Genomic DNA, 13,311 nt, shown 5'->3' on the forward strand with positions numbered 1-13,311 from the left:
TGGGGGAGCGGGCAGGCTCAGCGGGAGGAGCCCTGGCTCTCGGTCTGCCCCGCGCCGTCGGCGGACTCGGCCTTCACGTCCTCACCGGCCTCGCGGTCCACGATGCCGTGGGTCACGCCGTGCTGGTCGGAGTCCTGGCGGGTCTGTCGGCGATCCTCGGACCACTCCACGTGGTAGGTGCCCTCGGCGTCCACACGCTGGTAGGTGTGGGCACCGAAGTAGTCGCGCTGGGCCTGCACCAGGGCGGCAGGCAGGCGCTCGGCCCGCACCGCGTCGTAGTACGACAGGGTCGAGGCGAACACGGGCACCGGGTACCCGGCGGTGGCGGCGTAGGCCACCACGCGGCGCCAGGCCGGGATGCACTTGGTGATCTCGGTGGTGAAGTACTCGTCGGCCAGCAGCAGGGCCAGATCCGGGGTGCGCTCGTAGGCCTCGGTGATGCGGTCCAGGAAGCGTGCCCGGATGATGCAGCCGCCCCGCCAGATGCGGGCCATGTCGCCCAGGGTGATGTCCCAGCCGTACTCCTCGGCGCCCTTGGCGATCTCGTCGAAGCCCTGCGAGTAGGAGACCAGCTTCGCTGCGTACAGCGCCTTCTGCAGGTCGTCGATGAACTGGGCGCGATCGGCGATCTCGGGGGCCTGCGCCTGCGCGGGCAGCACGGCCTGACCGGCCTCGCGCTGCGGCACCGAACCGGAGACGGAGCGGGCGAAGGTGGCCTCGGCGATGCCGGTGACCGGGACGCCGAGGTCCAGGGCGGTCTGCACGGTCCAGGCGCCGGTGCCCTTCTGGGCGGCGCGGTCCAGGATCACGTCCACGAAGGGCTTGCCGGTGTCGGCGTCGGTGTGGGCCAGCACCTCGGCGGTGATCTCGATCAGGAAGGACTCCAGGTCCCCCTTGTTCCACTCGGCGAAGACCTCGCCGATCTCCGGGGCGCTCATGCCCAGGGCCTTGGACATCATGTCGTAGGCCTCGGAGATCACCTGCATGTCGGCGTACTCGATGCCGTTGTGCACCATCTTCACGAAGTGGCCGGCGCCGTCCGCACCGACATGGGTGCAGCAGGGCTCGCCGTCCACGTGCGCGGAGATCTTCTCGAACATCGGGCCCAGGCGGTCGTAGGACTCCTTGGTGCCGCCAGGCATGATCGAGGGCCCGTTCAGGGCGCCCTCCTCACCCCCGGAGACGCCCGAGCCCACGAAGTGCAGGCCCTTCTCGCGCAGGGCGGCCTCGCGGCGGCGGGTGTCGGTGAACAGGGCGTTGCCGGCATCGACGATGATGTCGCCCTCGTCCATCAGGGAGGCCAGCTCGTCGATCACGGCGTCGGTGGGCTTGCCGGCCTTGACCATGATGATCGCCACGCGGGGCTTCTGCAGGGAGGCCACGAAGTCGGCCATCGACTCCGAGGGGTAGAACTCGCCGTCGGATCCGTGGTCGGCGATGACCTTCTCGGTCTTGCCGACGGAGCGGTTGTGGACGGCGACCTTGAAGCCGTTGCGGGCAAGGTTGCGGGCCAGGTTCGAGCCCATCACGGCCATGCCGGTCACACCGATGTCGGCGACGTCGGCGGGTGAGGGTGCGAAGGATGCCATGGGAACTCCTCGGGTCGGGGGCTGTCGATCCGGGCCGACGCCCGCGGGCGGGGCGCTCGGAGCGCGGATCACCGCTGCCCATTCTAGAGAGGAGGGGCGATTCCGCACGGGGTCGAGGGCAAGGACCGGCAACCCCGCACCGTCGGGCACGCGTGGAAGGGAGAAAGGGTCGACTTCAGGCATCCTCCTGATCGACCCTCGGTGGTGCCGGGCAGCGACGAAGGGCCACTACCGTGATGGTGATCAGTCCACCGGTCCCGGCTCGCGCCTGGCCGCTGTCCTCCAGGAGATTCGTCGCGATGACTTCCCATGTGCCGTCGCCCTCCCCCGCGCCTCAGCCGCGGGCCTGGCCCGCGCCGTCCGACCCCGCAGTCCAGCCCGACTCCCATGCCGACGCCTCGCATCCGCAGGCGACTGCGCACTCCGCACCGGCGGGGCAGGGCCCGGCCGGTGTCGTGCCTCCACCCGGAACGGATCTGGCCTCCGATCTGGGTGCCGCTCTGCGGTTCGCCGGCAACGCTGTGCTCCGCAACCCCGTGGCGTACCTGGTCTCCGGTCTTCTCTACACGGTCGTGCTGATCGTGCTGGGGATCGCCGCCGTCGTCGTGGCGGTGATCGTGCTGGCCGGGATGGTCTCGCAGTCCCCGGATCCCGAGCAGGTCCCGCTGCGGGAGCTGCTCGTGTTCTACGCGGTGTTGTTCGGGATGATGCTGCCGCTGATCCCGGTCGCACTGCTGTGGGAATCCGGTGCCGGGCGGGCCGCCGAGGTGGTCGTGGAGGGCGCTCGCCCCACCCTCGGGCAGGCCATGGTCGGTCCGATGCGGATCATCCTCACCGCCCTGCTGGTGGGCGTGATCACCCTGATCGGTTCACTGCTGTTCTACATCCCGGGCCTGATCGCCTCGGTGCTGCTGTTCTTCGCGATCCCGGCCTCCGCCCGCGGTGCCTCCCCCGTCGAGGCGATCAAGCAGAGCGTGGCGCTGGTGCGCGCGAACCTGGGCACGACGATCGTGGCGTGGCTTGTCCTGAGCGTGGTGGGCTCGGCGGCCGGCATGTTCGTGCTGCCGATCATCGTGACGATCCCGTTCTACGTGCTGTTCCAGCTAGGCATGTTCGAGCGCCTGCACGGCCGCGAACTGCCGGATCCCGCCCGGGCCTGAGCCCCCTCGCCCCGCATCCCGGCATCGGGCTCGTGCCGCGGCGTAGCCTGGCACGATGACCGACGGCCCCCTGATCGTCCAGAGCGACAAGTCCCTGCTGCTGGAGGTCGCCCATGAGCGGGCGGCCCAGGCGCGGGCCGCGATCGCGCCCTTCGCCGAACTGGAGCGTGCGCCCGAGCACGTGCACACCTACCGCATCACCGACCTGGGGCTGTGGAACGCCCGGGCCGCCGGGTACGACGCGGAGTCGGTGGTGGCGGCGCTGGTGGAGAACTCCCGCTACACAGTCCCCCACTCGCTGCTGATCGACGTGGCGGACACGATGGACCGCTACGGGCGCCTGCAGCTGCTCGCGGACCCGCAGCACTCCTTGGTGCTGCGCGCCCTGGACCGCGCCGTGCTCGAGGAGGTGCTGCGCTCCAAGCGGGTTCAGGGCATGCTCGGCGAGAGGCTGGATCCCGACCGGGTAGCGGTGCACCCGTCCCAGCGCGGTGCGCTGAAGCAGGCGCTGCTGAAGCTGGGCTGGCCGGCGGAGGACCTGGCCGGGTACGTCGACGGCGAGGCGCACCCGATCGCCCTGCGCGATGAGGACTGGGAGCTGCGCCCCTACCAGCTCGAGGCGATCGACGGGTTCCGCCACGGCGGCAGCGGCGTGGTGGTGCTGCCCTGCGGCGCCGGCAAGACCCTGGTGGGAGCCGGGGCGATGGCCGCCATGGAGCGCACCACCCTGATCCTGGTGACCTCCACGGTCTCGGCACGGCAGTGGCGCGATGAGCTGCTGCGCCGCACCAGCCTGACCGAGGAGGAGATCGGCGAGTACTCCGGAGCCACCAAGGAGATCCGGCCGATCACCATCGCCACCTACCAGGTGCTCACCACCAAGCGGAAGGGCGTCCACCCCCACCTGGAGCTGATGAGCGCCAGGGACTGGGGCCTGATCGTGTACGACGAAGTGCACCTGCTGCCCGCACCCGTGTTCCGGATGACCGCGGATCTGCAGGCCCGCAGGCGCCTGGGCCTGACTGCGACCCTGGTGCGGGAGGACGGCCGCGAGGGTGAGGTGTTCTCCCTGATCGGTCCGAAGCGGTACGACGCCCCGTGGAAGGACATCGAGGCGCAGGGGTACATCGCACCGGCGGACTGCACCGAGGTGCGGGTGGCGATGCCGGCCTCGGACCGGATGGCCTACGCCATGGCCGAGCCGGAGGACCGGGCCCGGCTGGGTGCGGCGCACCCGGCGAAGCTCCCGGTGGTGGAGGCGATCGCCCGGCGCCACCAGGGCGAGCCGCTGCTGGTGATCGGCCAGTACCTCGACCAGCTGGAGGAGATCGCCGAGCGACTGGACGCCGATCTGATCACCGGGCGGACCCCGGTCAAGCGGCGACAGGAGCTGTTCGACGCGTTCCGCGCCGGTCGGATCGACCGCCTGGTGGTCTCCAAGGTCGCGAACTTCTCGATCGACCTGCCGGAGGCATCCGTGGCGGTGCAGGTCAGCGGAGCGTTCGGCTCCCGCCAGGAGGAGGCGCAGCGGCTGGGCCGCCTGCTGCGCCCGAAGGCCGACGGCCGTTCCGCCCACTTCTACACGGTGGTGGTGCGAGACACCCAGGACCAGGACTTCGCCGCGAACCGGCAGCGCTTCCTGGCCGAGCAGGGCTACGCCTACCGCATCGTGGATGCGGAGGACCTCGCGGAGGCAGACGGGCCCTGAGGCCGTGACGCATCACCTCGCCCGACAGGTGAGGGAGCGCGGCTGTTCGATGGCGGCCGAGCCGGGTCCGGTGACTACAGTGGTGCCAGCACGCACCGCTTCGGCCGCGTGGCCGCCCGTTCTTCCCCGAGGAGCACCGCATGAGCACCGGATCCGACCCCCGCGGACGTGACCACCTGGACCGTCCGGTCACGCGCGGCCCCGAGAGCGACCGCGGCACGTACCCCGATGACCGCCCCCGGGACCTCGACCGCCGGGACGAGCCCCGTCGCAGCGAGGACCGGCCTCGCGACGAGCGCCAGGACGCCGACCGTCGTGATCTCGATCGTAGCGAGCTCAATCGTCGCGACGCGGACCGCGATCTCGACCGCGATCATCGCGAGGCGCCCACGGCCCGCGACCCGCACGATCCTGCTCTCGACGCGGAGCCGCGCAGCGGCGGCAAGACCGCGGCGGTGTGGCTCTCCCTGATCCTGGGCGCGATCGTGCTGATCCTGCTGCTGATCTTCGTGATCCAGAACAACGTCACCGCCACCTTCCAGTACTTCAACGCGGAGTTCGACCTGCCGCTGGGTGTGGCGATGCTGCTGGCTGCGATCGCCGGCGCGCTGGTGATGGCGCTGGTGGGATCGGTGAGGATGATCCAGATGGGCCTGACCATCCGCAAGCTGCGGCGCCAGCAGGAGAGGATCCAGCGCGCCGTGCGCTGACCCCGCGACCCCGGCCCTGGGCCGCTCCCCCGGCACCGCGTACAGTGAACGTCCAGCTGACTCCCAACTGATCGGAGGACGGTTGACCCATGACCACTGAGCACCAGGAGTACGAGGCCCGCCTCCTCGTCGTCGACGACGAGCCGAACATCCGTGACCTGCTGGCCACGTCGTTGCGCTTCGCGGGCTTCGAGGTGTTCACCGCCGCCACCGGCAACGAGGCGATCCAGGCCGCCACCGAGCACCAGCCGGATCTTGTGGTACTGGACGTGATGCTGCCGGACATGGACGGCTTCACCGTGACCCGGCGCCTGCGCGACCGCGGCGAGCAGTACCCGATCCTGTTCCTCACCGCTCGTGACGAGACCAAGGACAAGGTGGCCGGCCTGACCGTCGGCGGCGATGACTACGTCACCAAGCCGTTCAGCCTGGAGGAGGTCGTGGCCCGCATCCGCGCAGTGCTGCGACGCACCCACGGCGGAGCGGATCCGGCGGTGGAGAGCGCTCTGGTGGTCGGGGACCTGCGGCTGGACGAGGACTCCCACGAGGTGCACCGAGGCGATGTGGTGATCGACCTGTCCCCCACCGAGTTCAAGCTGCTGCGCTACCTGATGCTGAACGCCGGGAGGGTGGTCTCCAAGACCCAGATCCTGGACCACGTGTGGGACTACGACTGGTCGGGCGAGGTGGGGATCGTCGAGTCCTACATCTCCTACCTGCGCCGCAAGATCGACGTGGTGGGTGAGCCGATGATCCACACCAAGCGCGGCATCGGGTACGTGCTGCGTGCCGCCGAAGGCTGAGGTGTGGCGCTGCCCGCCCTGCGCCCCGAGCGTCCCGTGTCGCTGTGGACGCGGATCGTCGCGCTGATCTCCCTGCTGCTGGTGACCGGAACGGCGATCACCGGCAGTCTTTCGCTGTTCCTGCTGAACCGCACCCTGATCCAGTCGGTCGACAACGACCTGCGCGCCGGTATGAGCGAGATGCTCACCCTGGCCCAGCTGGAGCTGGCCGGGGATGACGACGCCGTCCAGAGCGCCGGGTACACGCCCGTGGAGTACGCGGTGGAGATCCGCGACCACAACGGCCGCTCCATCGAGAACGTGATCGTCCACCACGGCGACGGCGACGTGACGATCGACTTCCCCGATCTGACGGAGGAGGAGATCGTGCTCCGCGGCGGTCGTCCCTTCACGGTGGTCGACTCCAACGAGAACCGGTGGCGCGTGGCGGTGGTGCTCAGCACCGGCCCGGACATGGGCAGCATGTACGTGGCGCTTCCCCTGACGAGCGTGGACCGCACCATGCACGAGATGGCGCTGATCATCGTGCTGGTGGGCACCCTGGTGGTGCTGGTGGGAATGGGCCTGGGTGGGTACATGACCCATCGCTCCCTGGAGCCGCTGCAGGACGTCGAGGCCACCGCCTCGCAGATCGCGGCGGGCAACCTCTCGCGGCGCGTCCCGGTCAGCGACACCAGCCTCGAGGTGCACGCACTGGCACTGTCGGTCAACGAGATGCTGGTGCACATCGAGCAGTCCTTCGCCACCCGCTCCGAGTCGGAGGAGCGGGCAACCCGCTCCGAGGCGAAGATGCGCCGCTTCGTGGGCGATGCCTCCCATGAGCTGCGCACCCCACTGGCCGCCATCCGCGGTTTCGGCGAGCTGTACCGGATGGGTGCCCTGCGCACCGACGAGGACGTCGCCCAGGCCATGCGCCGCATCGAGGACGAGGCCCGCCGCATGGGCTCCCTGGTGGAGAGCCTGCTGCGTCTGGCCAGGCTCGACGAGAAGCCGGATCTGGACGTGGCCCCGGTGGATCTGGCCGATGCCCTGTTCGACGCCGCTCAGGACCTGCGGGCATTGGATCCCCGGCGCCGTGTCATGGTGACCTCCCTGTCGGGGACGCCGATGACGATGCATCCCCACGTGCCCATCGGGGTGCTGGGGCACGAGAGCTCCCTGCGTCAGGTGATCCTGAACCTGGTGGGCAACGCGAACCGGCACACCCCCAAGGGCTCCCCGGTGGAGCTGGCAGTGGGGCCGACGGAGCACGGCACCACGCTGATCGAGGTGCGCGATCACGGTCCCGGCATCTCCGAGGAGCAGCGGGAGAAGGTGTTCGAGCGCTTCTACCGCACGGACGAGTCGCGGTCCCGCTCGGCCACGCAGGGCGGCGGCGCGGGCCTGGGCCTGTCGATCGCCGCGACCATCGTCGAGCAGCATCAGGGGCGGATCGGGGTGCGGGAGACGCCCGGCGGAGGCAGCACGTTCTGGGTCGAGCTGCCCAGCGCTCAGGTGGACTCCGAGCACCATGCGCAGCCGGACCAGGTGCGCGCGCTCACCCTGCCCACCAGCCCCAGCGTTCCGTCCCCGAACACCTGAGCGCCCGCTCCAGGCGAGATACCGGTCGAGCTGGCGCGATGCCCCTGACAGCCGGGCACGATGCCCTGACAGACCGGTGCGAGGAACCCGTCAGTCCGCAGCGACGCCCGCAGCCACGTCCATCGCTTGGCCGACGAACCCGGTCTCTCCGCATGCTCGCGCGGCCGCGTCGGCCCGGCGCAGGAACTCCTCTGCGGCGGCCCGACCGGTCTCGTCCCGGGCCTCGATGCGCGGCGCTGCGGCGGGGTCGTCGCGGGTGAGGCGGTAGGCACCGGGCTCGTCGGGCAGCGGGTCCACATGGCCCACCAGACCCACGATCAGGTCCCGCGGTGCCGGATCGAGTCCCAGCTGGGCGGCGTGCTCGGCGGTGCGCCGGGCCCGGGCGGCCGGGCGGTCCACCAGGGGGATGCGCAGCCCGGAGGCGATGAGGATGCGGGTGAGCTCGCGGCCGTTGACGAACACCGCCCCGGCCCGTTCCAGGTCGCGGTGAGCGGAGGCGGGCCAGTCGTAGTGGTCCAGGTCGAAGGCACGCGGGTGCAGGCCCGCCCGGTCGGCCGCCCGGTGCAGCTCCTCCAGTGAGGTGTCGGAGATGAGGTGGCCCCACAGGGTGCTGTGCCTGCCCCACAGCGGGGTGTCGGCGTAGACCGTCATGTGCGGCTCCCGAGGGCCGAGTGTGCGGATCCGGCGATCGAAGGGCCCACGCTCGCAGCATCCGCGCTGCCCGGGTCGGACCCGCGGGGGGAGGTGGATCCGGCCAGGCGTCGCAGCACGAACTCCAGGGGGCCGCGCCTGCCCGCGCGTCGCAGCCAGGAGGCGAGCACGATCATCACCAGCCAGCCGGCCAGCACGATCACCGCTGACCAGGCCGAGCCGATGCGTGCTCCGAGGTCCAGCGTGTAGGGCGGGTACAGGGCCAGGAAGATGACGGACTGCAGGACGTACGCGGTCAGGGCCGTCGCTCCGAGCGCTTCCACGGCGTGCACAGCGACGGCGACCGGATTGCGACGGGACGGCTCGGGGCTGCTCTCGCCGGCGTGGCCACGCACGGCATCAGCGGGGCCGCGCACAGCATCGGCGGGGCCGCGCACAGCATCGGCGGGGTCGCGTACAGCATCGGCGGGGCCGCGCACGGCATCGGCGACGAGGGCGGCTCCCGTGGCCGCACCGAGCGCGCCGGCCACTCCGGTGAGCTGGTGCAGCACACCGAGGATGCCGAGGCCCACCTCCGAGGCGAACCACGCGTGGTGGGGGTCTGCCACCAGCACCGCGGTCAGTGGCACTGCGCCGGCCAGCCCCACGGCGATGCCCCCTGCGGTGATGGGCCGCAGCAGGTCCCGGTTGGGCGTGACCTGTTCGAGCAGGTGGATCCGAGCGGCGATGGCGCCGATGGCCATCGGCCCCAGCAGGCCGAGGTCCATCACCAGCGCGGTGCCGACGCCATAGAGCATGTCCCCGGCCCGGATCTCGAGGCCTTCGATGTACGTGGCCGCACTCGCATCGGGGTATCCGTCGGCCGGGATCAAGCCGTAGGTGGCATCGGCCCAGCCCCAGGGGGCCAGCAGCGGCACCGTGAGGAGCACGGCCAACGGCAGCAGCCAGCGGCTGCGACGGCTGACCAGCACGGCGCACAGCATCCCGATGATCGCGTAGGAGGCGAGGATGTCCCCGCTGAACAGCAGGATCCCGTGGGCGAGGCCCAGGGCCAGCAGCACCAGGTGGCGGCGCAGCATCCGGACCAGGAAGGTGCGGGAGCGCTCCCCGCGCGCCAGTGAGCGGCGGTGGAGCACTCCGATGCCGTACCCGAACAGCAGGGCGAACAGGGGGAACCCGCGGTTGTCGACGGTGAGCGCGGCGATCACGTCGACGATGCGGTCGGCGACGGTGGCGTCGGCCTGCTTGAGCAGCACCGTCCACTGCGTCCCGTGAAGCCAGCCGACGGTGTTGGCCATGGCGATGCCCAGCAGGGCCAGGCCACGCGCCAGGTCCGGGCCGCCTGCCCGCTGAGTGAGCGGCACGGAGGCCGCGGGACCGGTCGGACCCCGCGCGGCCGAGGGCCTGGGTGCGGGTTGCCCCGTGGCGGCCCCGCGCATCGACGACGAGGTCACCCGGCCGCGCCGTCCCCGTGCGGCCGGGCGCCCGGAGGCGGGGCCGACTGCGGGGGTGGTCATGGCGGTCATCGTCCCACAGGGTCACTGCTGGGCCAGCGAGGCGGGGATGCGAGTGCACGCAGGCGAGGGCGTGCTCGAGCGGAGGCGAACGGTTGCTTCACGGCGTTGACGCGGCTGTTCGGCTCCATTCGCGGTACGCCATCCGACCATGGGGCGGACTCGCGCGGGGTGGATCCGGTCAGGCGTGACGGATCCAGCTGCGTCGCCGCCACAGGAGCACCAGCACCGCGCTGCCGAGGGCCAGGGCCACGGTGATCAGCTGAGCTGTGCTGCTGGTCTGCGCGAAGGAGGTCATGTCCCCTCCGGACGGACTGTTCTCGAAGGGGAGCCGGACCAGCCACCACACTCCGATCAACAGCATGCACTCCATGATGGAGACCCCGATGAAGAGGGCGATCGCGCGTGCCCCTGCCGGGCCGCGCCCGGGGCGGTTCGCCTCGCCACCCAGAAGGGCATGGACCCACATGATCGCCGCAACCCACAGGCCGATGTCCACCAGATGATCCTGGAGGGTGAGAGCTGCGGGTCCGGGCGAAGAGGCGAAGCTGCTCCAGTGAAGGTCGTCAGGCCCGTAATCGCGAGCCAGGATGCTCCACGCGGCACCGGCCATGAGCAGCACCTGACACCACAGCACCATGAGGAATCGTGTCCGTACCGCATCGGCGCGGGAGATGCCGAGGGAGGCGCGCAGCAGGCGCTCGTCGTCGTGGCGCCGGCCCACGAGGTCGCAGGGCGCCCGTGCGGCCAGCAGGATCAGGACGAAGCCCACGTGGATCTCGGCGAACCAGCTCAGCTGGATGACGACCACGGCGAGGATCCCGTAGAGGCCCAGGAGGTCGTAGTGGTGCTTGTGCTCGAGGGCGAAGGCACGGCGCAGTGGCCCGGTGGGGCGTTCGCGGCGGGCGGCGGGGGTGATGGCGGTGTCGAGGGGGTTCATCGGGCTGCCTCCCGGAGGGTGAAGGTGAGGACGTCCTGGATGGTGGCCCTGCGCAGGCAGGCGTTGCCGGGCAGGAACACGGCGTCCTCCGTGGCGACGAGCGCATCGAGCACGTCGCCCGTGCGCCGGTGCCCTCGGAGGAGGCGCATCGGCGGCAGGGGGTCGATGGGGATGGTGGCCACGAGGTGCTGATCGGCGAGGTCGAGCAAGGGCCCCTCCAGCAGCACCTTCCCCTCGTGCAGCAGCACCACGTGGTCCACGAACCGTTCGAGGCTGCCCAGCTCGTGGGTGGACAGCAGGATGGCGCGATCCTCCCCCTCGGCCTGGTGCCTGCGCAGTTCGTCCAGGACGTCCTCCCGGGCGAGGGGATCCAACCGGGCGAAGGGCTCATCGAGCAGCAGCAGGGAGGGTGCGGCACCGAGCACGACGGAGAGCACGAGGCGGGTGCGCTGCCCTGCGGAGAGCTTCTTGATCGCCGTGCCTGGATCGATGCCGGCGCGGCGCAGCCGGCGGCCGATACCGGCGGCATCAACCCGGTGCTCCATCTTTCGCAGAATGCGCACCATGTCGTCGGCCGACCAGTGGTCCGGCTGGAAGGGCTGATCGGGAACCACGCCCACCCCGGCAGGCAGGGCGTCCTCCGGCCCCCCGATCGGGTCGCCGAGCACTGTCACGGACCCGGCGCTGGGGCGGATCGCCCCGGACAGGGTGCGCAGCAGCGTGGTCTTGCCGGCGCCGTTGCTGCCCACCAGTGCGGTGACCTGTCCGGACGGCACCGTGACGTCGATGCCGCGCAGCACGTGGTGGGGCGCCCCGCCGAAGCGGCGCTGGGAGGGCAGGTGCACCGAGAGGTCCTGCACGGCGATGGCGGGGGCGAGGTCGGTGATCATGGGGTCTCCTGGTCCGTTGCACGGGGGTCTTGGCGGGCCGTGGGGCCGGAGGTCGCTGCATGGCCGGCTGTGCCTGTGGGACCGGAAGTGGCTGCGGGGCCGGCGGCGGCGCGGTGGTCCATCCCGGCGTCGGAGTGGAGGCGCTCGTCGAGCATGGTGTGCAGGTCCTGTGCGTCGATCCCGGTGATCCGGGCAGTGCGGACCGCGTCGTCCAAGGCCTCTCGGATCCTGGCCAGGGCTCGGCCCTGCAGGGCACCGGTGGGGTGGTCGCGCACAAACACGCCCCGCCCCTGTTGGGGGACCACCAGACCGTCGCTCACCAGCTCGTTGTAGGCGCGGGTGGTGGTGATGACGCTGACGCGCAAATCCCGGGCCAGTGCACGGATCGACGGCAGAGGCTCACCGGGCTCGAGGTCACCGGCGACGATCGCCTCAGCGATACCGACCCGGATCTGCTCGTAGATCGGTTCGGAGGCGGAGGGGTCGATATGGATGTGCATCCTGCCCCCCGGATCATCGGTGAACCTACTGTCTATGGACAGCATAGACAGTAGGGGGATGCGGGCGTCAAGGTCCTTGTTCGCGGCAGGCGGGCTCGAGGGGTGCTCAGTTGGCGGAATGGCCCGCCCTCACCGCCAACTGTGCACCCCTCGGCAGGAAAGCTCAGCGGTTCTCGTCGACCGGGGTTCCCTGGTGGTGGCGCAGCAGCCAGCGATCGCCCTCCCGCAGCCAGATCGAGCTGCGCTCCGCACTGCCCTGCGGGCCGGTGGTGCGGTAGCGCAGCAGCACCACGCCGGGGGCGAGCTCATCGGCCACGAAGTCCGAGGACTCCACGCCCTGCAGGGGTGCGAGGGCGGCGAGGATGTCGTCGCGGTCGTACGTGCGGCCGCTCGCCCCGATCTCCGCGAAGGAGGGGTGCAGCAGCTCGGCGGCGCTGGGCGGGTCCGAGCGCACCATGTCGGTGAGCAGGGCCTGCTCGCGGGTGGTGACCTGCTCGAAGGCGGTGGCGTCGGGATCCACAGCGGTGATGGAGGCGGGGCCCGGGCCCCCGGAGATGTCCTCGAAGAGGCTGAAGAGGTCATCGTCGTCGGCCGGAGCCACCGGGGTGGGGCGAGCCCTGCGCGCGGAACCGGCAGAGCCATCGCGACCGGAACGCTCAGGGGATGCGGAGGCCTCGGGAGCGACAGCTGGGCGTGCGGAACCGGCAGGGCTTTCCGGGGCCGCGGATCCCGCAGCGGTGGCCGACGGCGGTGCTCCGCGGTAGCCGGGCCCGATCTGCGGGTCCTGGTTCCTCGAGTAGGCGGTGGCGGCGGCGTTGGCGCGCTTGTCGGCGGCCTCGTTCATGGCGTGGCCGGAATGGCCCTTGACCCATTCGAACTCGACGCTGCGGCCGGCGAGCGCACGGTCGATCGCCTGCAGCAGCTCGACGTTCATCACTGGCTTGCCGTCCTTCTTGCGCCACCCCTTGCGCTTCCAGCCCGGCATCCACTTCGTGACTGAGTTGATGACGTACTGGCTGTCGCACAGGATGACCAGGTGCTGATCGGCGTCCTCCGCGGTGGACTCCAGCAGGTCCAGCACGGCCTTCAGCTCCCCCATGTTGTTGGTGCCATGGGGCCAGCCGCCCGCCCGCCACGTGTCCTCGTCGATGTACCAGGCCCAGCCGGCCGGGCCGGGGTTGCCGAGGGCGGAGCCGTCGGCCGCAGCGGTGATCGTCATGGTGGCCATGGTTCCACAGGCAGACAGCCTCGCTGCGACGCGCAGT

At 70.9% G+C, this 13,311-nt stretch carries 12 protein-coding genes; 5 read left to right on the top strand and 7 right to left on the bottom strand.

Going from position 1 to position 13,311, the window contains the following annotated elements; translation table 11 throughout:
• Positions 1–17 precede the first annotated feature (17 nt).
• Positions 18–1,589, bottom strand: a complete 1,572-nt coding sequence (gndA, locus tag M4D54_RS04905) for an NADP-dependent phosphogluconate dehydrogenase (RefSeq protein ID WP_259890542.1) — start codon at positions 1,587–1,589, stop codon at positions 18–20.
• Between the two features lie 455 nt (positions 1,590–2,044).
• On the opposite strand from gndA, the gene M4D54_RS04910 reads away from it, so the two are divergent.
• From M4D54_RS04910 to M4D54_RS04930, 5 genes are all read left to right on the top strand, one after another.
• Positions 2,045–2,749 carry a hypothetical protein gene (locus tag M4D54_RS04910; RefSeq protein ID WP_259890545.1) on the top strand — a complete coding sequence of 235 codons (705 nt, stop codon included), beginning with the start codon at positions 2,045–2,047 and terminating at the stop codon, positions 2,747–2,749.
• A 55-nt stretch (positions 2,750–2,804) separates the two neighbouring features.
• Positions 2,805–4,457 carry a DNA repair helicase XPB gene (locus M4D54_RS04915; RefSeq protein ID WP_193866514.1) on the top strand — a complete coding sequence of 551 codons (1,653 nt, stop codon included), beginning with the start codon at positions 2,805–2,807 and terminating at the stop codon, positions 4,455–4,457.
• A 140-nt stretch (positions 4,458–4,597) separates the two neighbouring features.
• Positions 4,598–5,167 (top strand): lipopolysaccharide assembly LapA domain-containing protein, encoded by a 570-nt coding sequence (locus tag M4D54_RS04920; protein WP_193866515.1) that lies wholly within the window; start codon positions 4,598–4,600, stop codon positions 5,165–5,167.
• 89 nt (positions 5,168–5,256) lie between these two features.
• Positions 5,257–5,970, top strand: coding sequence for a response regulator transcription factor (locus M4D54_RS04925; RefSeq protein WP_193866516.1), 714 nt, complete (start codon positions 5,257–5,259; stop codon positions 5,968–5,970).
• 3 nt (positions 5,971–5,973) lie between these two features.
• Positions 5,974–7,551 carry a HAMP domain-containing sensor histidine kinase gene (locus tag M4D54_RS04930; RefSeq protein WP_193866517.1) on the top strand — a complete coding sequence of 526 codons (1,578 nt, stop codon included), beginning with the start codon at positions 5,974–5,976 and terminating at the stop codon, positions 7,549–7,551.
• A gap of 90 nt (positions 7,552–7,641) precedes the next feature.
• Here the strand turns inward: M4D54_RS04930 and M4D54_RS04935 are convergent, their stop codons facing one another.
• From M4D54_RS04935 to M4D54_RS04960, 6 genes are all read right to left on the bottom strand, one after another.
• Positions 7,642–8,202, bottom strand: coding sequence for a DUF4031 domain-containing protein (locus M4D54_RS04935; protein WP_193866518.1), 561 nt, complete (start codon positions 8,200–8,202; stop codon positions 7,642–7,644).
• The gene (locus M4D54_RS04940) at positions 8,199–9,566 is read right to left on the bottom strand and encodes a DUF418 domain-containing protein (RefSeq protein WP_259890546.1); all 1,368 of its coding nucleotides are present in this window, start codon (positions 9,564–9,566) and stop codon (positions 8,199–8,201) included. The genes M4D54_RS04935 and M4D54_RS04940 overlap by 4 nt, the downstream gene beginning before the upstream one ends.
• A 331-nt stretch (positions 9,567–9,897) precedes the next feature.
• Entirely contained in the window at positions 9,898–10,656 is a 759-nt protein-coding gene (locus M4D54_RS04945; RefSeq protein ID WP_193866520.1) for a hypothetical protein, read from the bottom strand.
• Positions 10,653–11,546 (bottom strand): ABC transporter ATP-binding protein, encoded by an 894-nt coding sequence (locus M4D54_RS04950; RefSeq protein ID WP_193866521.1) that lies wholly within the window; start codon positions 11,544–11,546, stop codon positions 10,653–10,655. Before M4D54_RS04950 ends, M4D54_RS04945 begins: the two co-directional genes overlap by 4 nt.
• On the bottom strand, positions 11,543–12,046 hold the full coding sequence (locus M4D54_RS04955) for a GntR family transcriptional regulator (protein WP_193866522.1): 504 nt from the start codon (positions 12,044–12,046) through the stop codon (positions 11,543–11,545). The genes M4D54_RS04950 and M4D54_RS04955 overlap by 4 nt, the downstream gene beginning before the upstream one ends.
• Before the next feature lie 163 nt (positions 12,047–12,209).
• Positions 12,210–13,265, bottom strand: a complete 1,056-nt coding sequence (locus tag M4D54_RS04960) for a ribonuclease HI family protein (RefSeq protein WP_193866523.1) — start codon at positions 13,263–13,265, stop codon at positions 12,210–12,212.
• Positions 13,266–13,311: the final 46 nt, after the last annotated feature.

The organism is Brachybacterium sp. p3-SID1565 (assembly GCF_025143785.1).
Taxonomy (GTDB): Bacteria; Actinomycetota; Actinomycetes; order Actinomycetales; family Dermabacteraceae; genus Brachybacterium; species Brachybacterium epidermidis.

What these genes read in the sequence shown, in the direction of transcription:
- gndA (WP_259890542.1), bottom strand. Translation starts at nt 1,589, where the DNA reads ATGGCATCCTTCGCACCCTCACCCGCCGACGTCGCCGACATCGGTGTG.
- M4D54_RS04915 (WP_193866514.1), top strand. Translation starts at nt 2,805, where the DNA reads ATGACCGACGGCCCCCTGATCGTCCAGAGCGACAAGTCCCTGCTGCTG.
- M4D54_RS04920 (WP_193866515.1), top strand. Translation starts at nt 4,598, where the DNA reads ATGAGCACCGGATCCGACCCCCGCGGACGTGACCACCTGGACCGTCCG.
- M4D54_RS04925 (WP_193866516.1), top strand. Translation starts at nt 5,257, where the DNA reads ATGACCACTGAGCACCAGGAGTACGAGGCCCGCCTCCTCGTCGTCGAC.
- M4D54_RS04935 (WP_193866518.1), bottom strand. Translation starts at nt 8,202, where the DNA reads ATGACGGTCTACGCCGACACCCCGCTGTGGGGCAGGCACAGCACCCTG.
- M4D54_RS04945 (WP_193866520.1), bottom strand. Translation starts at nt 10,656, where the DNA reads ATGAACCCCCTCGACACCGCCATCACCCCCGCCGCCCGCCGCGAACGC.
- M4D54_RS04950 (WP_193866521.1), bottom strand. Translation starts at nt 11,546, where the DNA reads ATGATCACCGACCTCGCCCCCGCCATCGCCGTGCAGGACCTCTCGGTG.
- M4D54_RS04955 (WP_193866522.1), bottom strand. Translation starts at nt 12,046, where the DNA reads ATGCACATCCATATCGACCCCTCCGCCTCCGAACCGATCTACGAGCAG.
- M4D54_RS04960 (WP_193866523.1), bottom strand. Translation starts at nt 13,265, where the DNA reads ATGACGATCACCGCTGCGGCCGACGGCTCCGCCCTCGGCAACCCCGGC.